Here is a 21115-nt window from a genome sequence, read left to right as displayed (position 1 = left end):
ATGAAAGAAAATCAACTGATTCAATTAGTCGAAGAAATGACGATTGATGAGAAAATTAATCAATTATTACAATTAGCAGCAGCGTTTTATTCAGATAAAGCAGAAGAAAAGACCGGCCCTATGTCAGAGCTAGGACTAAGTCAAGAAACGATTGATACGGCTGGGACAACACTGGGTGTTTCCGGTGCAAATGAAGCAAAACGTGTTCAAAAAGAATACATGCAAAATCATCGATTAAATATTCCAACACTTTTAATGGCGGATATTATTCATGGTTTCAGAACCATCTTTCCGATTCCTTTGGCTTTAGGAAGCACTTGGGATGAAGCAGCGGTTGAAAAAATGGCGGAGATTTCAGCAAAAGAAGCTGCTGTTTCAGGATTACATGTAACCTTTTCGCCAATGGTTGATTTAGTGCGCGATCCACGTTGGGGACGTGTAATGGAGTCAACAGGTGAAGATCCATTACTCAACAGCCGCTTAGCTGCTGCAATGGTTAGAGGTTACCAAGGAGAAAATTTAAAAGAGGACAATTGGCGAGTAGCCGCGTGCGTCAAGCACTTTGCGGCATATGGTGGTGCCTTAGGTGGTCGGGATTATAATACGGTAGATATGTCTGAACGGCAGCTAAGAGAAATGTATTTACCTGGCTATAAAGCTGGATTAGATGCGGGTGCAAAACTTGTCATGACGTCCTTCAATACAGTGGATGGGATTCCTGCTACAGGCAACCAATGGCTGTTTAGAGACGTATTACGAAATGAATTTGGCTTTGAAGGAGTTGTGATTTCAGACTGGGGAGCGATTAAAGAATTAATTTCTCATGGTGTTGCCAAAGATGAAAAACAGGCAGCAGAATTGGCTATCACAGCTGGTGTAGATATTGAAATGATGACCACGTGTTATCCAGATTATTTAAAAGAATTACTTGAAGAAGGCCGGATTGCTGAAACACTTATTGATGAAGCAGTTATGCGAATTTTAAAACTAAAAAATGAGCTAGGCTTATTTGAAAATCCCTATCGTGGTGCGGATGAACAAGCAGAAGCAGAAGTGATTTTAAGCAAAGAACATCGAGAAATAGCTAAAAAGATTGCTCAAAAATCAATGGTTCTTTTAAAAAATGAAAATATTTTGCCTTTTACACCGCAAGAAAAAATCGCGCTTGTCGGTCCAGGGGCCCAATCACAAGATATTTTAGGGGCTTGGTCATGGCAAGGAAAGAAAGAAGAAGCCATTTCCCTCGTGGCTGGGGCCAAAAAATTAACCACAAGTCTTCTAGTTGCCCAAGAACCCTTTGATTACTTTGAACCGACCGCGGCGGCCATTGAAGAGGCTTTAACGTTAGCTAGTCAAGCAGATAAAGTAGTAGTGGCACTAGGCGAAACAGATTGGATGAGTGGGGAAGCTGCCAGTCGCAGTGATATTCGTCTACCCGAAAAACAGTTAGCAGTAGTGGCACAAATTATTGAGAAAAATCCCAATGTTGTTGTCACGGTCTACAGTGGCCGGCCCTTAGATTTACAAGGGATAGATGTTGCAAAAGGAATTGTGCAAGCTTGGCAACCTGGAACAGAAGGGGGCAATGCGCTAGCAGAAATTTTGTGGGGACAGTACAATCCAAGTGGTCGTTTAAGTATGTCGTTTCCTGAAACGGTTGGTCAAGTGCCAATTTTTTACAATGTCGACAATACTGGGCGTCCTTATGAGTCAGCACCAGAAGAAAAATATGTTTCTAAATATTTAGATGTCTCTAATTACGCTAAATATCCCTTTGGATTTGGCTTAAGTTATAGTCATTTCTCTTATCAACCAATTCAACTAAGTGCATTAACATTTACCGAAGAACAACCAGTCACGGTCTCTGTTTTAGTAAGAAATGACAGTCCAATCGCTGGAGAGGAAACCGTGCAATTTTATGTACGTGATTTGGTGGGACAAGTGGTTCGCCCAATTAAAGAGTTAAAAGATTTCCAAAAAGTTTGGCTGGAACCAAAGGAAGAAAAAGAAGTTCAGTTTCTTCTTTCAGAGGATATGGTGCGCTATGTTCATTCAGATAATCAGGTAACCAGTGATGCAGGTGAATTTATCGTAATGATTGGTGGAAATAGTCGCGATGTACAAACCGCAACAGTCACGTTAAATGAATAAGATGGGAAGGATAAGTTATGCAGATAAAGAATCTTAAGCAAGCAGACACAGTCGCTACATTTCTAGAGACAGGTGATTTAAAAGAATTGAATAGCTGTGGTATGATGATTAATCAATTAGAAGGTAATCCTTTAGACGGTAGTATGAATCAACTCTATTTGCGGATAATTACAGGGGACACAATTAATTATCGACCAATGATTGGTTCCAACAGTCAAAGTGATTTTTATCTTTCAGATAACCAATTGACATGGCGGGGCGAATTTGAAGCGGTTCGTTACCAAGTTGACTTTCGTTTGGGACCAAGCAATCAATGGTTCTGGCGGGTTAATGTCACTGGAACTGGCTTAGTAGATATTGTTTATGGTCAAGATATTGGCTTAGGGACAAAAGGAGCCGTTCAGTCAAATGAAGCTTATGTGTCGCAGTATCTTGATCATCACATTTGGCAAGAGGGCGAAGAGCTGGTTGTTTTATCAAGACAAAATCAACCGCAAAATGAGAAGTTTCCAGCCCTTATTCAAGGAAGTTTTCAAAAATTAGCAGGCTACTCAACGGATGGCTATCAATTTTTCGGGCGTTCATTTAAACAAACGAACACACCAGAAACATTGAGGAAAAGATATTTAGCAAATGAAGTCTATCAATATGAATTTGCTTACACCGCTTTACAAACGGAAGCCGTCCAATTAACGAATGAAAGTAAGGAATTTGTTTTTTATGGTGCGGTAACAGAAACACATCCGCAAGCATTAGCTGAACCTTTTTTATCGAAAGAAGCCTTACAAGCTATTTATGAAACTGTGACATTCGATTCATTAGAAGAAACAAAGGACTATCCTACGAAACTTTTAGGAGAACCTATCACAGGAAATCCATTAACAGAAGAAGAGTTGGCCGCACTTTATCCCATTCAGACACAAATTGAAAAAGTAGCAGGTCAGACGTATTCTTTTTTCACGGAAAATTACCATCACGTTGTTCTTCAAGAAAAAGAAATTGCCATGGAAAGAGCGCATGGCCACATTTTATTAAGTGGTAAAGGCTTAACGGTTGACGAACCTTTGCTTAGTACGACAGTGTATATGTATGGCGTTTTCAATTCACAAGTGGTCTTAGGGAATACAACCATGAATAAATTAATGAGTAATAGCCGAAACGCTTTAAACGTTATGAAACGCTCTGGTCAACGAATCTACATTTTAGAGGATGGCTTATGGCGCTTACTAACAATGCCTTCTGCTTTTGAAATGGGGTTGAACTCTGCTACGTGGTATTATAAGTTGCCAAAAGATACAATTCGTGTACGCACCTTCACTTCGCCTGATTCAAGAGTGATTCAATTGGAAGTTACCAGTCAAAAGGATGCATATATGTGGGCTGTTTCTAACCATTTGTTATTAGGACCTGAAGAAGTACCAACCTATCAATTAGAACAAACTGGCAAGACGCTACGAGTGACGGGAAATCATTCTGCCACAAAAAACTATTACCCAGAACTAACCTATGTATTGACAGTCGACAAATCATTTCAAGTAACCGATAGCACATTATTTGGTGGAGCTGAAGCGGACTTATTAGTCTTAGCAATCGAAAAGACCCAAAAATTTTCACTACTTATTTCGGGAAGTATAGAGGACCAAGCATTAGTCAATATACCATTAGATTTTGAAAAAGCAGAAAGTCAATATTTGGCATTCATTAATGGCTTGTTGCATCATTTTGAGTTAAAACACACAGACTCAAGTGTGCAGCAAATGAATCAATTAACCCGTTGGTATACTCATAATATGCTCGTTCATTATTTGTCGCCACATGGCTTAGAACAGTATGGCGGAGCAGCTTGGGGCACACGTGATGTATCGCAAGGACCGACCGAATTTTTCTTGGCGACGCAACAGCCTAAGATCGTGGCCGCCATTATTCAGCATCTATTTGAAAATCAATTTGAGGACGATGGTAACTGGCCACAATGGTTTATGTTTGACCGATACGAAGAACAAAAAGCCAGTGAAAGCCATGGTGATATTATCGTCTGGCCATTGAAAGTAGTGACTGATTATTTGGAGCAAACTGCAGATTATACAATCTTAGCTACGGAAATCCCTTATACAAGTCGCAAAGATAATCATAAAACAAAAGAAACAGCTTCCTTATTTGAACATTTGAAAAAAGAAATAAATTATATCGAACAACATTTTTTACCAGAAACTTTTCTATCCTGTTATGGCGACGGCGATTGGGATGACACGTTACAACCTTATGATAATCGTCTTAAAGAGCAAATGGCTAGTAGTTGGACCGTTGCTTTAACGTATCAAGTGTTGAAAAAATTTGCGGATTTAATTACGGAAATCGATGCTACTTATAGTCAGCACTTAACAATTTTAGTCGCAGGAATAAAGAACGATTTTCAAAAATATATGTTGGCGGATGAAACGATTCCAGGGTTTATTTATATGGAAACGCCAGAAACTTTTGAACAAATGATTCACCCAAATGACCAAAAAACAGGGATTCAATATCGATTATTGCCAATGACTCGTAGTATGTTAGCTGAATTATTAACAGCGGAACAAGTAAGTCATCATTTAGAAATTATTGAAAAAGAATTAACGTTTCCTGATGGCGTGCGCTTAATGAACAAACCGGCGAACTATCAAGGTGGTGTGAGCACTAATTTTAAACGAGCAGAACAGGCGGCTAATTTTGGTCGCGAAATTGGCTTACAGTATGTACATGCGCACATTCGCTATACAGAAGCGATGGCGAAAATTGGTCAGCGAGACAAAACCTGGCAAGCGTTAATGCAAATCAATCCAGTTCAATTAAAAGAAGTGGTTCACAATGCAGAGTTCCGTCAAGCGAATGCCTATTTTAGTAGTTCCGATGGCGATTTTAAAACAAGGTATGAATCACAAGAAAATTTTGGTAAACTAAAAGATGGAAGTATTGGGGTAAAAGGTGGCTGGCGAATTTATTCAAGCGGGCCGGGAATTTATTTAAATCAATTAATTACAGCTGTTTTAGGGATTCGGCAAAAGGCCCAAAGTGTGGTTTTCGATCCCATGTTACCAGAAAAATTGTCTGGTTTAGCACTAACTTACCAATTGTTTAATAAACCTGTCACGTATAAATTTTACCCAAATCAGTCAGCGAAAATAGTTATCGATGGTCAAGAAGTTCCGTTTAAGTTTGAAGAAAACCCTTATCGAGAAGGGGGAATGGAAGTTCAAAAAGACGAGGTGCTTTCATTATTAAATGAAGCAAGTGTTATAGAAATTTACCATTAGAAAGGAGAGTAGTCCATGGTAGGAATTAAAGATATTGCAAAAAAAGCAGGCGTGTCAATTTCAACTGTATCTTACGCTTTGAATGGTAGTTCAAAGGTAACCGAAGAAACTAGAGCGCGTATCCAAGCCATTGCTGAAGAGCTAAACTATGTTCCTAACATGGCCGCTCGTACATTAAAACGTCGTCAAACCAATATTATTGGTGTTTATTTAGCCGATTACGGTGGTAGTTTTTATGGTGAATTATTGGAAGGAATAAAGAAAGGGTTAGCGCTATTTGATTATGAAATGATTGTTTGTAGTGGTAAAAAGTCACATCTTTTTATTCCAGAAAAAATGGTAGATGGGGCAATTATTTTAGATTGGACATTTCCAACAAAAGAAATTGAAAATCTTGCTGAACGAGGCCATTCTATTGTGGTTCTCGATCGAACAACTGAGCATGCAAACATTCGACAAGTTCTCTTGGACAATCGCGGAGGTGCCACACAAGCGATTGAACAATTTGTTAATATGGGTTCAAAAAAGGTTATTCTGATTTCTGGTTCAGAAAAAGGATATGATAGTCAGGAACGACTGGCTGTTAGTATACGAGAATTGACTCGTTTTAGAATACCATATGAAATTATTCAAGGAGATTTCACTGAACCTTCTGGCTATGAGGCGGCAAAAAAAATTCTGAGTCAATCTAAGACAGAACCAATTGATATATTTGCTTTTAATGATGAAATGGCAATAGGTGTTTACAAATATGCAAAAGAAAGAAATTTAGTTATTGGAAAAGACATTCGAATTATTGGTTTTGATAACACTGCATTGGGGGCGGTCATTCAACCTCGATTAGCAACAATTGCTTATTCAAAGCATCGTTGGGGCATGATTGCTGCAGAAAAAATTATTAAATTGAAGCAAGGGGAAGAAGTGGATGATGAATCTATCTATACTACTTTTATTCCAGGAGAGTCATATCCAGTAAACAATGTATAATAGATAGAGAGTGAATATTAGTTAATGAAAAGCATACCATGGAAAAATTTGTCGTATAATTATTTCCATGGTATCTTTTTGTTATGTTAAGAGAATTACCCATTCGTAAGGGAGAAATGATATGGAAAAGAAACTTTTGCGAGAAAAATGGCAGCAATATAGTCGTGAAAATATCATTAATTACAGCACTATCCAAGACAAAGAATTAAATCAATTTCCGATTCGGCATTTTGAGCCCAATGAGACAATGGTTATGCGAGGTGACTTTCCCTCCTCAGTTTATTTTATTCTTAATGGTGTAGTACTGGGTGTTCGTAATTATGAAAATGGGAATGAGTATAGCTATTTTCAATTAGGTAAGAATAACGGTAGTGTGGGATTATTGGAAGTACTCGCACAGAAAGAAGAAATGATTGCGACAATTACTTGTCTAACTAAAGTTGAGGCAGTACAGGTCCCTTCAACAATTGTCTATGATTGGATTATGCAAGATGTTGAATTGTTGCGATTAAGCATTAATCTTTTGGCAAGCGATCTTTATGCACGTTCAGGCAATGATGGACTTCTTTATCGTTATGAAGGCGTCGACCGTTTGCGCTTCTTCTTGATTTCATATTATGAAGAGCATGCAAGTGATAATCAACGACTTGAAGTAACTGAAACAAGGGAAAAAATTGCGAATACATTGGGGATGAGTATCCGTACTGTCGGGCGTTCGTTGCTGAAGCTACGTCAAAATCAAGAAATTATGAATGAGAAACGAAAAATTTATCTTGGTGAAGATGAATATCAGCGCTTAAAAAAAGCTATTCATTTATAGCAAAAAATTCCTGCGAAGGGACAGATGTCCTTTCGCTTTTTTTGATTTCTTCATATACTAAATATGTTAAGAAAACTCTTACATTTTAATGAAAATAAAGAGGAAAGTAGGAAGAGAAATGAAACGAGGAATCAGGTATGATTTTGGCCTACAAGCATTAATGCTTGTACCAGTAGGGGTATCGTTAAATGTCGTGGGCTATCAGTTATGTACGATTTTAAAGTTGCCAGTATTTATTGATCAGATTGGGACGTATCTAGTTGCGATGGTCGCCGGGCCTTGGGTGGGATTAGTTACAGGACTTTTAGGAAATATTGTCAATGGTATGTTGAATCCAGTAGCTATTCCATTTGGTTTAGTTTCGGTAAGTATCGGATTATTTGCCGGCTATTTTTCACGTTTTAAATTTTTCAAAAATATTCTTGGTATGATTGTTGCCTGTATCATTTTAACGATTGTTTCTGCGGGCGCTGCAGCAATTGTCACGGTCTTTATGTTTGGTGGAGTCACTGGTGCAGGAACTGATTTGGTAACAGCTGCCTTTTTAGCTGCGGGCAGTCAATTATGGAACTCGGTTTTTTCTACAAATATGATTACAGGTACGATTAATACGGTGTTAAATTTTGCAATTAGCTATTTAATTATTAAACGTATCCCACCAAGATTTTTAATCAAACTAAATTATGGGGCTACTTATATTAAAAAGGAGGCGTTGAAGCATGTCTAGTGTAATCGGAAAATGGTATCCTTCGACAAAATTAGTGATTTTGTTAACGGTCATTATTATTAGTATGTTTTCAACTTTGCCAATGGTTCAATATGTGCTTTTCGGTGTTGCTCTTATCTTAAGTGTCGCAGCAGGAACCATTTCTCGTTTTTTAAACACCTTTTTTAAATCAATCTTTTTAATCGTTCTCTTTATCTTTTTAATTCAAGTATTTATTGTCAAAAATGAAGATAGTCAGTCAATCTGGTGGTTTATTAGCTATTCTCAGCTAGGCTTGGATAATAGTATCAACTTATCATCACGGATTGTTGCCATTAGTTCCATCATTATTTGGTTTTTCCAAGTAACCAGTGTGAAAGACATTATTTTTGCTTTAGAGAAAGCACGAATTTCGAAAAAAATTACTTTCGTGATTGCTGCAACAATTCAATTAATTCCGCAAATGACTAAGTTGTCGCAAACGATTACTGATGCGCAACGTGCACGTGGGATTGAAACAGAAGGTTCCGTGCTCACGCGTATCAAAGCTTTTATCCCGATGATGGGACCATTAGTTCTAACCTCAATTCAGCAAACAGATGAACGAGTATTAACATTAGAAGCAAGAGGCTTTTCTTCTTCAGCCAAGAAAACAGCGTACTATTCTATCAAAAAAACAACCCTTGACTATACGATTGTTTTGCTTTGTCTCATTGTATTAATCATTTATTTTGTAGGAGGTCCATTATGAGTATTATTGAGTTAAAAAATGTGACATATAAATATCCATTGGATGAGATACCTGCAATCAAAGACCTTTCTTTGTCTATCGAACAAGGGAAGGTATACGGAATTATTGGTGGCAATCAATCTGGTAAAACGACCCTATGCAATATTATTAGAGGGTTTATTCCAGCAATCTTTTTAGGTCAATTAGATGGTGAGGTACGTTACAAAAATAAATCTGTACAAGATTATAATATTGGTTCATTAGCTTCTGAAATGGGCTATTCATCGCAAAATCCGTTTACCCAAATTTCAGGTGTCAAAGATACAGTAGCAGAAGAAATTGCCTATGGCATGGAAAATATTGGGGTATCTTCAGCGGACATGCACGAAAAAGTCGAAGAATTGATTACCTTATTCAAATTGGAAGAATTAAAGGATAAAAATCCTTATGAATTATCGGGTGGACAAAAACAGCGAGTAGCCTTGGCTTCCGTCGTTGCACTTGATCCAGAAATTATTATTCTCGATGAACCAACGTCGCAATTAGATCCACAAAGTACCGAAGAAATTTTTCAAATTGTCGATAGGTTAAAACAAGCAGGAAAAACTATTCTTATCGTGGAACATAAAGTCGATTTATTAGCAGAATATTGTGATGATATCATTTTATTAGAAGATGGTTACCTACGAAAATGTGGAACGGTTCATCAAGTGTTAAGTGATTCTTCTATTTTAGAATATGGGGGTTCGTTGCCTCAAGTTGCGATTTTTTATCTTGAACAATTACGACAACAAGAATCTGTTCCAATTACGATGACAGAAGCGATTGAAAAATTAAAAGGAGATAGATTAGTATGAGCTTTTTAAAGTTAACTGATGTTGGTTTTACTTATCCGAATGGCTTTGAAGCCACCCAACATGTTTCTGTCGCGTTTGAATTGGGAGAAACTGTTGCGATTGTGGGTCAAAATGGTGCAGGGAAAACGACGACTGTCAAATTAATGAATGGCTTATTACGACCAACAAAAGGTGAGCTATTCATTGATGGAAAACCAACGAATACAATGACAACAGCCCAAATGTCAAAATATGTAGGCTATGTTTTTCAAAATCCGGACGATCAAATTTTCCAAGAAACAATTGAGAAAGAAATTGCTTTCGGACCGAAAAGACAAAAATTAGCGCCAGAAGTAGTTGAAAAACGTGTACGAGAAGCAGCAGCGCTATGTGGTTTATCCGATGAGTTGAAAGAGCATCCGTATAATTTACCTTACTCTAAACGAAAATTTATTACGATTGCTGCAGTCATTGCAATGGATCCGGAAGTCATTATTTTAGATGAACCTACTGCTGGACAAGACCGCGAGTCAAGGCAATTATTAGGTCGATTAATGAAAGAATTATCGGCACGTAATAAAGCTGTAATTACAATTACCCATGATATGGAGTTTGTTGCCAAAGAATTTCAACGTGTGTTAGTTTTTGCAAAAAAACAACTACGAAAAGATGGTACACCAAGAGAAATTTTTTGGGACGAATCATTACTTGAATTAAGTGCATTAAAGCAGCCGTATATTTGTCAGCTAGCAAAAGCAGTGGGGATTCAAGATGTGTTAACGATGGAGGAATTAGGAAAGAAGGTTTTAGCAAATGAAAAATATTCTGATTGATTGCGATCCAGGGCATGATGATGCGTTAGCAATTATGGTTGCTCTTGCCCATTCAGAAGCAGTAAATGTGCTCGGAATCACGACAATTGGTGGCAATCAAACGTTAACGAAGGTTACCCAAAATGCCAAAAATATTTTGCATTTTCTAGATGTAACGATTCCTTTGGCTAAAGGACAAGAAGGCCCATTAGTCAAAGCGTTAAAAACTGCACCCGAAGCACATGGTGAAAGTGGGATGGATGGTCCTTACTTTGACGGTGAATCGTACCCTGTAAGTGACTTGACTGGTGTGGAATTTTTATATCAAATGATTCAAGCATCGACTGAAAAAGTGACTTTAGTTGCGTTAGGTCCGTTAACCAATATTGCTTTGCTTCTTAAAACTCATCCAGATATTGTCCCAGCAATCGAAGCCATCTCTTTAATGGGTGGTGGAATCAGCCACGGCAACCAAACAGCTTTGGCGGAATTTAATATCTATGTTGACCCAGAAGCTGCTGAGATTGTTTTTCAAAGTGGCATACCAATTATTATGGCAGGGCTAGATGTAACTGAAAAAGCTGAAATTACTGTTCAAGAAATTAATGCATTACAAAATGGTGGCAAAGTCAGTAACCTAGCGTACGAATTACTCTCATTTTACAATCAATCGGGTCGTCAATTTGGTTTTATTGATTCTCCTATCCATGATTTATGTGCGATTGCCTATCTATTAAGACCGGATATATTCAATGGAGTCCAAGCAGATATTCACGTAATTACAGATAATTCACCAGCTAGAGGATTAACTTATGGTGACTTCCGACGAATTGCAGAAGAACCTAAACAGACGTTTGTGCTTCAAGAAGTCAATCGTGAAAAGTTTGTTGAATTACTCGTGGACTCTTTGAAAAAACTAGATAGGCAGGTGGAAAATAGATGAGCAAAATTTTAGTTGTGGGTTCGATGGCAGTCGATTTAACTGTTGAAGCTACGCGGATGCCGAAGCAAGGAGAAACGATTAAAGGACATTCTATCGAAACTTTTTGTGGAGGCAAAGGTGCCAATCAAGCAGTGGCTATTGCACGTCTTGGTGGTCAAGTTGATTTATTAGGTTGTGTAGGAAAAGATGCATACGGTCAGACGATTTTAGCTAATCTAGAAAATAATCTTGTCGGTACACACTTGATAGGCATTGACGAGCAACGTTCTTCGGGTACTGCACATATTTTTCTGGTAGATAATGACAATCGCATTATTGTGGTAGCGGGTGCCAACGAATCAGTAACGCCACAATTTGTTCATGAACAACTAGGCAATCAATGGCTGAACTATGATTTAGTTGTGTTACAAAATGAAATTCCACATGAGACGATTGATTATGTAATGGACTGTTGTCAGCAAGCGCAAGTACCAGTTCTTTATAACCCTGCCCCAACAGATCTTAAAGCGAATCAACTGATGGACAAACTCACCTTTTTAACACCAAATGAAACAGAATGCCGAGAGTTATTTCCAGAATTGTCCTTAGAAGAGGCAGCAAAAAAATATCCTAATAAATTAATCATTACATTAGGGGCAAATGGAGTGATGTTTCACGATGGCAACGAGATTCGTCTCGTACCAGCTGAAAAAGTTGTACCTGTCGATACGACAGGTGCAGGGGATACATTTAATGGTGCCTTTGCTTTAGCAATTGTTCAAGGGAAATCCATCGATGAAGCCATTCAATTTGGCAACAAATCCGCTGCACTTTCTGTAACTAAAAAAGGTGCACAGGAAGGGATGCCGAGGTTAGGGGAAATTATAACTATCAAATAAATAATATTAAATTACTAGATAAATTTTAGTGTTGAAAGAAATAATTTCAGTTTCTTTCAACACTTTTTTTTAGTTATAGACTCTATTAATTAAAATGATAACCACTAACAACCACTTGACGAATAGCTAAGATTCGCTAAACTTGAAAATAAGAAATAAGTTGAGGGAAAAGGGTAGAAGGTCTCAAAAAGGAGCAAGGGAATATGCTGACGTATCGCCAATTACTAATCTTATCTTACATTGCAAGTATGACTGATGGCATTCAGTTAAAATACTTGATGAATGTATTACAAACATCAGAAAAAACAGTTAAAAATGAAATAAAAGGACTTAATCAGTTGCTTTCGTTTGAAGAACAGATTACGTACGATTCGAAAAAAGGCTACTCACTTAACCATATCAGCTCACAGACACAACAGTTAATCGAGCAATCTTTTCAGTTAAATCAAGAAGAATACATTGACAAAGATCGGACGAATCAAATTTTGATGATTCTACTGTTTGAAAGAGATTATATTAGTATGGAAAATTTAGCCAATCACTTATTTTTATCAAAATCGATGTTGAGTCGTCATTTAGATAAATCTTGGCGTTTACGTAAATATATTGAGGTGTCTTCTATAAAAGGATTACGTATACCATGGTCCGAGTTACAAAAAAGAAATTTTCTTGCTAAATATTTCTTTTTAAATACAAGTACTTTGCCATTGCTAGAAGACGGTTTTGACTTGAACCGTGTGATGGATCAACTATACTCAATTGTGCAAGAATTATTTATTAAACATGATTATTATGTCTCTGGGTTGGCATTTACAACTTTCTATAATTTTTTGTTAATTACGATTGTTCGAAATCAACAGCAATTTTTATTTGATGAAAACATTTTACCCATTCCTGTTTCAAAATTAATGTTAGAAATTTATGATGCAGTGCAAAAAGATTTAGGTTTTACATTGACAGAATCGGATTTATGGAGTTGCCAAAGAAAATTAAATGAATTAAATGTCATCGATACAGAGAAAAAACTACTAAGTCATAACGTATTGGAACAACAATTGATCCTATTTTGTCAAAAGATATCCGATGAGTTCGGGCTGGAGATTAAAATGAACGCTCACCAAAAAAAGCAATTCTTACTTCATATGCATAAATTGAAAATCCGCCAAGAAAACGATATTGATGTGGCTAATTTTGAGAAAAGAACAATCAATAATAGCTACCCTTTAACTGCCCAGATTATTCGAGATTATTTTTTACCAATTTTTCAACTAGATATCCATGAATCAGAAATTGCTTATATTATTCCCTACTTCGCTAGTTTTTTAGAGCCTTCAAAAGAAACTAAAAATGTTTTATACATTAGTGATAGTACTCCAAGTTTGATCCATGATAGCATTCAAAAGCTAGAGGCTATTACTCAAGATAGGCAGATTTCATGGAAGGTATTCCCACAATATTATTACCAAGCTAGAAAAGAAGAGCTCCAAGTAAATACCTTGATGGTAGTTACGACAGAAGTTCCCGTCATCGTCAATAACCCGCAAGCGTTACTAATCTCCAAAATGCTTATGAATCAAGACATTGATTTAGTAAAACTATACTTAGATGGATGCTTGAGACGAGAAGACCAAATGCAGTTACTTGAAGATGAAAGAAAATACGTATTACCAACTATTCAAGTGCAACTGAAAGTAAATCTGCTTGATGTTTTACAAAATGAATATCTAGGGAATTATCAGACATATGATTTGGTATTAGAAGGAGAGATTGGCTATTTTGCAGCATTTACTGAGAAAAGCCAGATTCAGATATATGAATTCGCCCATTCTGTTTTATACAAAGATCATCATTTAAAGAAAGTGATTGTTGCGAATTATTGTATCCAAGATAATAAATTAAATAGATTTTACCAAGTTGTCCGTAAATTATTAGCTACTGATTAGCTGTTTACTCTTTTTCTGTTTTTGATGGAAAAAGAGTGAATGGCTCTTTTTTTTGTTTCTTTTATAATAAAACACATCAGACATGTCATAAAAGAAAAATAGGAGGATAATGATGTATCATAATCGATTAAAACAATTTCCAGAAGAATTTTTATTTGGAGCAGCAACATCCGCTTTTCAAGTAGAAGGAGCAGCAGATGTAGATGGACGAGGGATTGCTGTTCATGATATCCAACCTAAAAAGAAAGGAATTACTGATTTTTCTGTTGCTAGCGATCATTATCATCATTACCAGGAAGACATTGCGCTTATGAAAGAATTGGGATTAAAAGCTTATCGCTTATCACTTTCGTGGGTACGAATTATGCCTGATGGTAAAACAATTAATCCAGCAGGTATTGACTTTTATAAAAAATTATTGGATGAAGTGACTGCTAATGGCATGGAACCGATTGTAACAATTTATCATTTTGAATACCCGCAAGCATTGGTTGGTAGATATGGTGGATGGGCATCACGTGAGGCAATTGATGATTTTGAAAGGTTTGCCGAAGTATTATTCGAGAATTTTGGTGATAAAGTCAAGTACTGGTTGACGATTAATGAGCAGGATCACTTATTGAAAATTCCTAGCCGTTTAGGTATTTCAGAAGAAATAGAAGGAAAAGACTATTTAAAATTAGCTGAACAGATGAACTATCACATGTGTGTAGCGACGGCTCGAGTGATTAAACTTTGTCATGAATTATTGCCACATGCGCAAATTGGGCCAGTCATCAATCCAATGTATGCGATTCCTAATAGCAATCGACCAGAGGATACATTGGCAGCAATGGAATTTAATGAATTATCAACGTACTATATTACTGAATTACATTGTCGTGGACGCTTTGCTCCGTTGCATTGGAAGTATATGGAAGATCGTGATATTTTACCAGAAATTGAATCAGAAGATATGGAATTAATGAGAAATAACACACCTGATTTTTTAGGGATGAATTATTACTTAAATCAGACCGTAGCTACAAATAAAAAAGAACAATTTTCATATCACGAGAAGACGGTATTTATTCAAGAAGAACCAGGAATTTATGAAATCACAACGAATGATAACATTACTCAAACAGATTGGGGATGGAATATTTGTCCAGAAGGAATGAAATTAGCGATTATGGATTTTTATAACCGCTATCAATTACCTATTTTAGTGACTGAAAATGGGTTAGGAGCATATGACGTATTAGAAAATAATCAAGTAGAGGATGATTATCGCATTGAGTATATTCACAATCATCTATCACAAATTAAAGATTGCTTAGGGTTAGGTTATCCAGTATTAGGCTATTGTGCCTGGTCATTTATCGATTTGGTTAGTGGGCGTGAAGGCATGGACAAACGTTACGGATTTGTTTATGTCAATCGTGATAATGAAGAGTTGAAAGACATGAGACGTATTAAGAAAAAAAGCTTTTACTGGTATCAAACGATTATTAATGAAAGAGGGGAATCGTTGTGAATAATGAGGAATTAGCAAAGAAAATATTGAGTCAAGTTGGTGGAAAAGAGAATGTCCAAAATGCCACACACTGTGCCACTCGTCTTAGATTAAATGTTCAAAATGAAGAATTAATAGATTTAACGTCTTTAGAAAAATTACCTGATGTCATTCGTGCTCAGTTTAGTAACGGTCAATTACAAATTGTTTTAGGCGGAAAAGTCACCGGTGTATATGGTGCATTTTCAACACTATTACCAGAAAGTAATGATGTATCTGGAGAGACAGAGAAGAAAAAACTCTCATTTGGTTTGTTTATTGAAACGATTGCAGGAATTTTTAGCCCAACTTTGCCTATTTTAATTGGTTGTGGGATGGTGCAGTCTGTTAATGCAATCTTGACAAATTTTCAATTGATTTCACCCGAATCAGATGTCATCAAGTTGTTGCAAATGACAGGCGATTTAATCTTCTATTTCTTACCATTCTTCCTTGCTGTCAGTGCTGCAAAGAAATTCAAAACAAATGAATATATGGCAATCGCTCTAGCAGCTGCTTATATGTATCCTACGATTCAAAATGGAGCGTTGCAAGCAGCAGAAACTGGGATTCAAGCCTTAGATTTCTTTGGTTTGCCATTGTTGTTTGTCAATTACAAGTCAACAGTTTTCCCGATTATTATTGCCGTTTGGGTGATGAGTTATGTCTATAAATGGATTGAAAAAGTTATGCCAGACATGCTCAAAATTTTATTGGTTCCTTTACTAACGTTGTTCATTATGATTCCTTTGCAATTAGGTGTATTAGGACCGATTGGCTCTTATCTTGGTATTTATATCGCTCAAGGAGTGAATTGGTTATATAATACTGGTGGATTAGTTGGTGCGTTCTTGCTTGGTGCACTTCGACCTGTATTGGTCATGTTCGGTATGCATTATGCAATTACACCGATTATGGTACAAGAAGTTGCAGAAACTGGTAAAACAGTTATTATTCCTGCATTATTAGCAGGAAACTTAGCGCAAGCAGGTGCGGCATTTGCTGTTGGCTTCAAATTAAAAAATAAAGTTGAAAAAACAGGAGCGTTCACTGCAGCAACAACAGCATTCTTAGGAATCACAGAGCCGGCAATGTATGGCTATAATTTAAAATATAAAAAGCCATTTTATGCAGCTTTGTTATCAGCAGGGGTTGCAGCAGCTTATTTAAGCATTTTCCATGCATATAGTACTGCTGTGGCATTACCAGGGATTTTGGCAATTTCAACGTATTCTGCTACAAGCTTTATTCATATTTTGATTGGTGTGTCTATCGCTTTAGTTGGTGGATTTGTTTTGACGATGATTTTAGGTCTGGATGGGAAGGTAAATCAAACTGTTGATGAAATGGAGCAAGAAGAATCAATTGTATCCGAAGTACAAGAAATTCTACTCCCTATTAAAGGTGAAAAAAATTGACTTAAGTGAAGTACCAGATGAAATGTTTTCTCAAAAATTATTGGACGATGGGTTTGCTATTCGTCCAACAGAAGGTAAAGTCTATGCACCATTTAATGGCACAGTCGAAATGATATTTGATACGTACCATGCCATAGGTTTGAAATCTGACACTGGTACAGAATTATTGATTCATATTGGTATTGATACAGTGAATTTGAAAAAGCAAGGTTTTGTACCAAAAGTCCAAGCAGGAGATACCATTAAAGTGGGCGATTTATTAATGGAATTTGATATTGATCAGATTAAGAAAAGTGGTTATTCAATTGAAACACCGATTGTAGTGACAAATGGGCGGGAGTTTCGAATAGTGGAATAATAAAAAATGGTAGTCCTTGAAAGAGGATTACCATTTTTAAATTGTTTGATAATTAAGCACTTCATAAATGACCATTCACCTAATCTTGAATCATTTGAAATAGCAAATTGATATCTCCAGAAGAAGAAACACCAATTACTTTGGTTTGGTCAAAACTTACACGTTTATTTAAACTTTCAAGAATATTATTTTGTGTAATGACAACATCCGCATCGTCAATAGCATGTTGAAGTCTCTCTGTGGAGACTTCTTTTGTATCAATGGAATCAATAATGGCATTGGTACTATGTGTAATTTCATCGATATAGAAGCGACAAGCGCTTTTTTTACATTCGATGAATAGGTAACGTTTTTTGTTTGATTCTGAGAAATCATAGAGCTGGTTATATGCGACACCAGATAAAAGAATATTTTCAACCGCATATTCAGAAGTAGAAACTTTCTCTACAATTTCTTGAACTAAAGCGAGGTAAGTATCATCTTTAAAATGTTTTGCGATTTGTTGCTCATTGGCTACACGTGTGCCAATGCCTTTTCCTGTTTCTAATAATCCTTCGTCTTTTAATTGGGTATAGGCTCCAAGGATGGTGTTTTTATTTAAAGATAATAATTGGGCTAATTGATTTGTGGATGGGAGGTAATCACCTGGTTGTAAAAACTTTTTAGCAATCAATACTTTAATCTGTTCTTTAATTTGTGTATTCACTGATAAAGGTAGAGAAGGTTGAATTTTTAAAGGCAATTCCATATGTTTCATAGGATAAACCAACTTTCAATAGTAAATTATATGTTTTATAGTAGTCAACCTGAAACAAAAGGTCAAGAGACCCACATGTTTTATATAGTTGACAAATCTAGTATAACTCATTTAGAATATAGTTGTCTAGTTAACTAGACAACTAATTGTGTGCAACCTAGAAAGAAGGATTTGAAATGAATAATTTAACAAAAGATAATTTTAAAGAGACGATTACAACAGGCGTACAAATAGTAGATTTTTGGGCTGTATGGTGTGGACCTTGTAAAATGCAAACACCAATATTGGAAAATTTAGCAGAAGAATATGCTGGAACTGAAGTTCAAATTTATAAAGTGAATGTGGATGATGAACCAGAATTATCTGCACAATTTGGAATTCAAAGTATTCCAACATTACTCTTCTTTAAAAATGGTAACTTAGTGGATCGTTTAATTGGCGTTCGAATGATTGAAGAGTTGAGAGAAACGGTTGAAGAACTACGTTAAATAAATATATATTAGACAAAAAAGGGAGGGAAGTCCCTTTTTTGTTTACACATCTAATTTAATTAGATGTTACATACTTTAAATAAGATAGTATTATAATTGAAAGCGTTTACATCGTTGCCCTCTTATGATACATTCATTGTTAGAAAACAAAAAATGATTCCTAGCGCCGTAGCTTTGAATCAGAGTATGTTACTGATACGATCAGGCAGAACTCAAGAAAGATATGAAGAGATTCTCTTTGTATCCTTTCTTGGGTTCTTTTTTTGAAGGGAGGGAATTTTAGTCTTGTTGTGGAATTAGTGGTTACAAAAATATAGTTACTTTTAGGAGGATAAAAATGAAAAAAATATCAAGTTATCAGTTATTGCCTTTTTAATAATCTTTTTATTAGGTGCATGTGGTAAAAATAATGAAAAAACAGAGGAAGCTAAAGAAGAGCCAATTACTATTTATTTAGTACGTCACGGAAAAACATTCTTTAATACTACTGGTCAAACTCAAGGTTGGAGTGATACCCCATTAACCGATGTCGGGGAAAAGCAAGCAGAACAAGTAGGCAAGGGTTTGAGTGAAGTCAAATTTGTTACAGCATATTCTAGCGATTTAGGAAGACAGCGTAAAACAGCTGAGCTTATTTTGAAGAATAATGAAAATAAAGTACCTGAATTGCAAGAACATATTGGATTTAGAGAGTTTTTTTATGGAGGTTTTGAAGGCAGTACAGATGAAGAAGTGATGCAAATAATTACTGAAAAAACCGGGATTGCCAATTGGGAAGAAGTGACTGCTGATGATATTGCAGCAGCAGATGATTTGGGTTTAGCTGAGACAACAAAAGAGGTTAACAAGCGAGCAAAAGAGGCGATGACACAAGTGATAGAGGAGGCTGAAAAACTTGGTGGTGGTAATGTATTGATTGTTTCATCTGGTGGGATGATTCCGGTCTTACTAGAGGCAGTTCTGCCAGATAACTATCAAGGGGAAAATATTGGAAATGGTAGTGTTACTACTTTAACTTATCAAGATGGTAAATATGAACTATTGAAGATTGGTGATGAAAGTTACGTGGAAAATAATCAATGAATTTGGCGTTGATGACACCTATAGGAGGAAACTATGAAAAAGTATTTGAAAATAATTGTTTGGGGAGTGGCTATATTTATAGTTGCAGGATGTAGTAATCAAAAAGACTCAGTATCGAAGGAAAAAGTAGAGGATACAACCTTGTATTTGGTTCGACATGGAAAAACTATGTTCAATACAACTGGTCAAGTTCAAGGTTGGTCGGATACACCGTTGACTGATGAAGGACAAAAAGTTGCTGAGTTATTAGGAAAAGGCTTACGCGAAGAGCAGATTCAATTTGATCATGCTTATTCGAGTGATTTAGGTCGTGCAATCTCCACTGCGAACATTATTCTCAAAACTTCGGACAATCAGAAAATAGAGTTAAATACTTTATCTGGGCTAAGAGAATGGGGCTACGGTGGTTATGAAGGTCGGAATAATGCTGATATGTGGACCCCAATTTTTGAACAGTATGGACTTACTTTTGATGAAGAATGGTCGCAATATCCAAAACTAATGGAGAAGATGGATGATGAAGCGATTGCGAATGAAATAGCTAAAAATGACGAAACCGGTACTGCTGAAAGTTATCAAGAAATTGTTACACGTTCAAAGAAAGCAATGGATCAGGTTATTAAAGAGGCCTCTGAAACAGGAGGAAATGTGCTAATTGTTTCTCATGGTAGTGAAATTCCTACTATTTTAGAAATTCTTGCTCCGGGATCTTATAAAGGAGAAGATATTGGTAATTGTAGTGTCACTAAAATAGTTTATAAAGAAGGGGTATATACTGGTGAATCGATTGGCGATACTCACTTCTTAGAAAATGGAAATAACAAGGATTAAAAAAATAGTATGATAATATGGATTGAAAAGTGGGATGCTTTCCAATCCATATTATTATCTACAGTGACTATTTTTGAAGTATAACGATTTTCTAAAATATCTCTTACGATGTTAGATTCACTTTAGAAAAACAGGAATGATAAGTGAAGAAAATGAGATATGTCTGTTTTTTAACAAATTAAGTATTTTTTTTGTTTACAAACATAAACAAAAGGTGTAAGATAATCCTAGAACAACAATTACAAACGTAAATGAATGGAGGAATCATAAGTTATGAATACAACTTATTTAGTATCAGATATGTCATGCGGACATTGCAAAGCAAAAATCGAAAAAGCAGTCAATGCTTTAGCAGGTGTGCAATCAGCTACTGCCGATGTAGAGTCAAAAATTTTATCGGTTACTGCTAAGGAAGATGTCAAAAATGAAGCAATTGTTGCAGCTGTCGGAGAAGCGGGTTATACTGCAGAACGCCAATAGTCAAAAGTAATTCAAAGGTAATGAAGTACCTACTAATAGACACTTCATTACTTTAAAAAATCAT

The 21115-nt window shown here is 36.2% G+C and carries 19 protein-coding genes; 18 read left to right on the top strand and 1 reads right to left on the bottom strand.

Annotated elements, in window-relative coordinates:
• The 14 genes from BAU17_RS09740 (at nucleotide 1) to BAU17_RS14220 (ending at nucleotide 17409) form a co-directional block, all read left to right on the top strand.
• A complete protein-coding gene (locus BAU17_RS09740) occupies nucleotides 1–2151 on the top strand; it encodes a glycoside hydrolase family 3 N-terminal domain-containing protein (RefSeq protein ID WP_161902630.1) in 2151 nt (716 codons plus the stop codon).
• A gap of 17 nt (nucleotides 2152–2168) precedes the next feature.
• The gene (locus BAU17_RS09735; RefSeq protein WP_161902629.1) at nucleotides 2169–5444 is read left to right on the top strand and encodes a GH36-type glycosyl hydrolase domain-containing protein; all 3276 of its coding nucleotides are present in this window, start codon (nucleotides 2169–2171) and stop codon (nucleotides 5442–5444) included.
• Between the two features lie 15 nt (nucleotides 5445–5459).
• Entirely contained in the window at nucleotides 5460–6431 is a 972-nt protein-coding gene (locus BAU17_RS09730; protein ID WP_161902628.1) for a LacI family DNA-binding transcriptional regulator, read from the top strand.
• A 121-nt stretch (nucleotides 6432–6552) separates the two neighbouring features.
• Nucleotides 6553–7251 carry a Crp/Fnr family transcriptional regulator gene (locus BAU17_RS09725; protein ID WP_161902627.1) on the top strand — a complete coding sequence of 233 codons (699 nt, stop codon included), beginning with the start codon at nucleotides 6553–6555 and terminating at the stop codon, nucleotides 7249–7251.
• Between the two features lie 118 nt (nucleotides 7252–7369).
• Nucleotides 7370–7978, top strand: coding sequence for an ECF transporter S component (locus BAU17_RS09720; protein WP_161902626.1), 609 nt, complete (start codon nucleotides 7370–7372; stop codon nucleotides 7976–7978).
• Nucleotides 7971–8708, top strand: coding sequence for an energy-coupling factor transporter transmembrane component T (locus BAU17_RS09715; protein WP_161902625.1), 738 nt, complete (start codon nucleotides 7971–7973; stop codon nucleotides 8706–8708). Before BAU17_RS09720 ends, BAU17_RS09715 begins: the two co-directional genes overlap by 8 nt.
• Nucleotides 8705–9544, top strand: coding sequence for an energy-coupling factor ABC transporter ATP-binding protein (locus BAU17_RS09710; protein WP_161902624.1), 840 nt, complete (start codon nucleotides 8705–8707; stop codon nucleotides 9542–9544). The genes BAU17_RS09715 and BAU17_RS09710 overlap by 4 nt, the downstream gene beginning before the upstream one ends.
• Nucleotides 9541–10356: an energy-coupling factor ABC transporter ATP-binding protein gene (locus tag BAU17_RS09705; protein ID WP_161902623.1), complete on the top strand. Its 816-nt coding sequence runs from the start codon at nucleotides 9541–9543 to the stop codon at nucleotides 10354–10356. The genes BAU17_RS09710 and BAU17_RS09705 overlap by 4 nt, the downstream gene beginning before the upstream one ends.
• Nucleotides 10337–11278, top strand: coding sequence for a nucleoside hydrolase (locus BAU17_RS09700; RefSeq protein ID WP_161902622.1), 942 nt, complete (start codon nucleotides 10337–10339; stop codon nucleotides 11276–11278). Before BAU17_RS09705 ends, BAU17_RS09700 begins: the two co-directional genes overlap by 20 nt.
• Complete coding sequence (gene rbsK / locus BAU17_RS09695) at nucleotides 11275–12156, top strand: ribokinase (protein ID WP_161902621.1); 882 nt, start codon at nucleotides 11275–11277, stop codon at nucleotides 12154–12156. Before BAU17_RS09700 ends, rbsK begins: the two co-directional genes overlap by 4 nt.
• A gap of 203 nt (nucleotides 12157–12359) precedes the next feature.
• Nucleotides 12360–14099 carry a PRD domain-containing protein gene (locus BAU17_RS09690; protein WP_161902620.1) on the top strand — a complete coding sequence of 580 codons (1740 nt, stop codon included), beginning with the start codon at nucleotides 12360–12362 and terminating at the stop codon, nucleotides 14097–14099.
• A gap of 112 nt (nucleotides 14100–14211) precedes the next feature.
• Nucleotides 14212–15615, top strand: coding sequence for a glycoside hydrolase family 1 protein (locus tag BAU17_RS09685; RefSeq protein ID WP_161902619.1), 1404 nt, complete (start codon nucleotides 14212–14214; stop codon nucleotides 15613–15615).
• Nucleotides 15612–17051 (top strand): PTS transporter subunit EIIC, encoded by a 1440-nt coding sequence (locus tag BAU17_RS09680; RefSeq protein WP_237579110.1) that lies wholly within the window; start codon nucleotides 15612–15614, stop codon nucleotides 17049–17051. Before BAU17_RS09685 ends, BAU17_RS09680 begins: the two co-directional genes overlap by 4 nt.
• A 22-nt stretch (nucleotides 17052–17073) precedes the next feature.
• Nucleotides 17074–17409, top strand: coding sequence for a PTS sugar transporter subunit IIA (locus BAU17_RS14220; protein ID WP_237579106.1), 336 nt, complete (start codon nucleotides 17074–17076; stop codon nucleotides 17407–17409).
• A gap of 79 nt (nucleotides 17410–17488) precedes the next feature.
• On the opposite strand, the gene BAU17_RS09675 is transcribed toward BAU17_RS14220, so the two are convergent.
• Nucleotides 17489–18166: a GntR family transcriptional regulator gene (locus BAU17_RS09675; RefSeq protein WP_161902618.1), complete on the bottom strand. Its 678-nt coding sequence runs from the start codon at nucleotides 18164–18166 to the stop codon at nucleotides 17489–17491.
• Between the two features lie 176 nt (nucleotides 18167–18342).
• Between BAU17_RS09675 and trxA the strand changes: the two genes are divergently transcribed.
• The 4 genes from trxA (at nucleotide 18343) to BAU17_RS09655 (ending at nucleotide 21051) form a co-directional block, all read left to right on the top strand.
• On the top strand, nucleotides 18343–18654 hold the full coding sequence (trxA, locus tag BAU17_RS09670; protein ID WP_161902617.1) for a thioredoxin: 312 nt from the start codon (nucleotides 18343–18345) through the stop codon (nucleotides 18652–18654).
• 351 nt (nucleotides 18655–19005) lie between these two features.
• The gene (locus tag BAU17_RS09665) at nucleotides 19006–19740 is read left to right on the top strand and encodes a histidine phosphatase family protein (protein WP_161902694.1); all 735 of its coding nucleotides are present in this window, start codon (nucleotides 19006–19008) and stop codon (nucleotides 19738–19740) included.
• A 33-nt stretch (nucleotides 19741–19773) separates the two neighbouring features.
• Nucleotides 19774–20571 carry a histidine phosphatase family protein gene (locus tag BAU17_RS09660; protein WP_161902616.1) on the top strand — a complete coding sequence of 266 codons (798 nt, stop codon included), beginning with the start codon at nucleotides 19774–19776 and terminating at the stop codon, nucleotides 20569–20571.
• 273 nt (nucleotides 20572–20844) lie between these two features.
• Nucleotides 20845–21051 carry a heavy-metal-associated domain-containing protein gene (locus tag BAU17_RS09655; protein WP_161902615.1) on the top strand — a complete coding sequence of 69 codons (207 nt, stop codon included), beginning with the start codon at nucleotides 20845–20847 and terminating at the stop codon, nucleotides 21049–21051.
• The last annotated feature ends 64 nt before the right edge of the window (nucleotides 21052–21115 follow it).

This window comes from Candidatus Enterococcus willemsii, from assembly GCF_009933335.1.
GTDB lineage: Bacteria > Bacillota > Bacilli > Lactobacillales > Enterococcaceae > Enterococcus_F > Enterococcus_F willemsii.
The sequence above is the reverse complement of the archived record's forward strand: the minus strand, read 5'-3'. Positions and strand labels throughout refer to the sequence as shown.

Excerpts from the sequence above, each read along its gene's own strand:
- BAU17_RS09715 (WP_161902625.1), top strand. The coding sequence starts at position 7,971 with ATGTCTAGTGTAATCGGAAAATGGTATCCTTCGACAAAATTAGTGATT.
- BAU17_RS09725 (WP_161902627.1), top strand. The coding sequence starts at position 6,553 with ATGGAAAAGAAACTTTTGCGAGAAAAATGGCAGCAATATAGTCGTGAA.
- BAU17_RS14220 (WP_237579106.1), top strand. The coding sequence starts at position 17,074 with ATGTTTTCTCAAAAATTATTGGACGATGGGTTTGCTATTCGTCCAACA.
- BAU17_RS09685 (WP_161902619.1), top strand. The coding sequence starts at position 14,212 with ATGTATCATAATCGATTAAAACAATTTCCAGAAGAATTTTTATTTGGA.
- BAU17_RS09735 (WP_161902629.1), top strand. The coding sequence starts at position 2,169 with ATGCAGATAAAGAATCTTAAGCAAGCAGACACAGTCGCTACATTTCTA.
- BAU17_RS09730 (WP_161902628.1), top strand. The coding sequence starts at position 5,460 with ATGGTAGGAATTAAAGATATTGCAAAAAAAGCAGGCGTGTCAATTTCA.
- BAU17_RS09700 (WP_161902622.1), top strand. The coding sequence starts at position 10,337 with ATGAAAAATATTCTGATTGATTGCGATCCAGGGCATGATGATGCGTTA.
- BAU17_RS09675 (WP_161902618.1), bottom strand. The coding sequence starts at position 18,166 with ATGAAACATATGGAATTGCCTTTAAAAATTCAACCTTCTCTACCTTTA.
- BAU17_RS09660 (WP_161902616.1), top strand. The coding sequence starts at position 19,774 with ATGAAAAAGTATTTGAAAATAATTGTTTGGGGAGTGGCTATATTTATA.
- BAU17_RS09720 (WP_161902626.1), top strand. The coding sequence starts at position 7,370 with ATGAAACGAGGAATCAGGTATGATTTTGGCCTACAAGCATTAATGCTT.
- BAU17_RS09710 (WP_161902624.1), top strand. The coding sequence starts at position 8,705 with ATGAGTATTATTGAGTTAAAAAATGTGACATATAAATATCCATTGGAT.
- trxA (WP_161902617.1), top strand. The coding sequence starts at position 18,343 with ATGAATAATTTAACAAAAGATAATTTTAAAGAGACGATTACAACAGGC.
- BAU17_RS09740 (WP_161902630.1), top strand. The coding sequence starts at position 1 with ATGAAAGAAAATCAACTGATTCAATTAGTCGAAGAAATGACGATTGAT.
- BAU17_RS09705 (WP_161902623.1), top strand. The coding sequence starts at position 9,541 with ATGAGCTTTTTAAAGTTAACTGATGTTGGTTTTACTTATCCGAATGGC.
- BAU17_RS09655 (WP_161902615.1), top strand. The coding sequence starts at position 20,845 with ATGAATACAACTTATTTAGTATCAGATATGTCATGCGGACATTGCAAA.
- BAU17_RS09690 (WP_161902620.1), top strand. The coding sequence starts at position 12,360 with ATGCTGACGTATCGCCAATTACTAATCTTATCTTACATTGCAAGTATG.
- rbsK (WP_161902621.1), top strand. The coding sequence starts at position 11,275 with ATGAGCAAAATTTTAGTTGTGGGTTCGATGGCAGTCGATTTAACTGTT.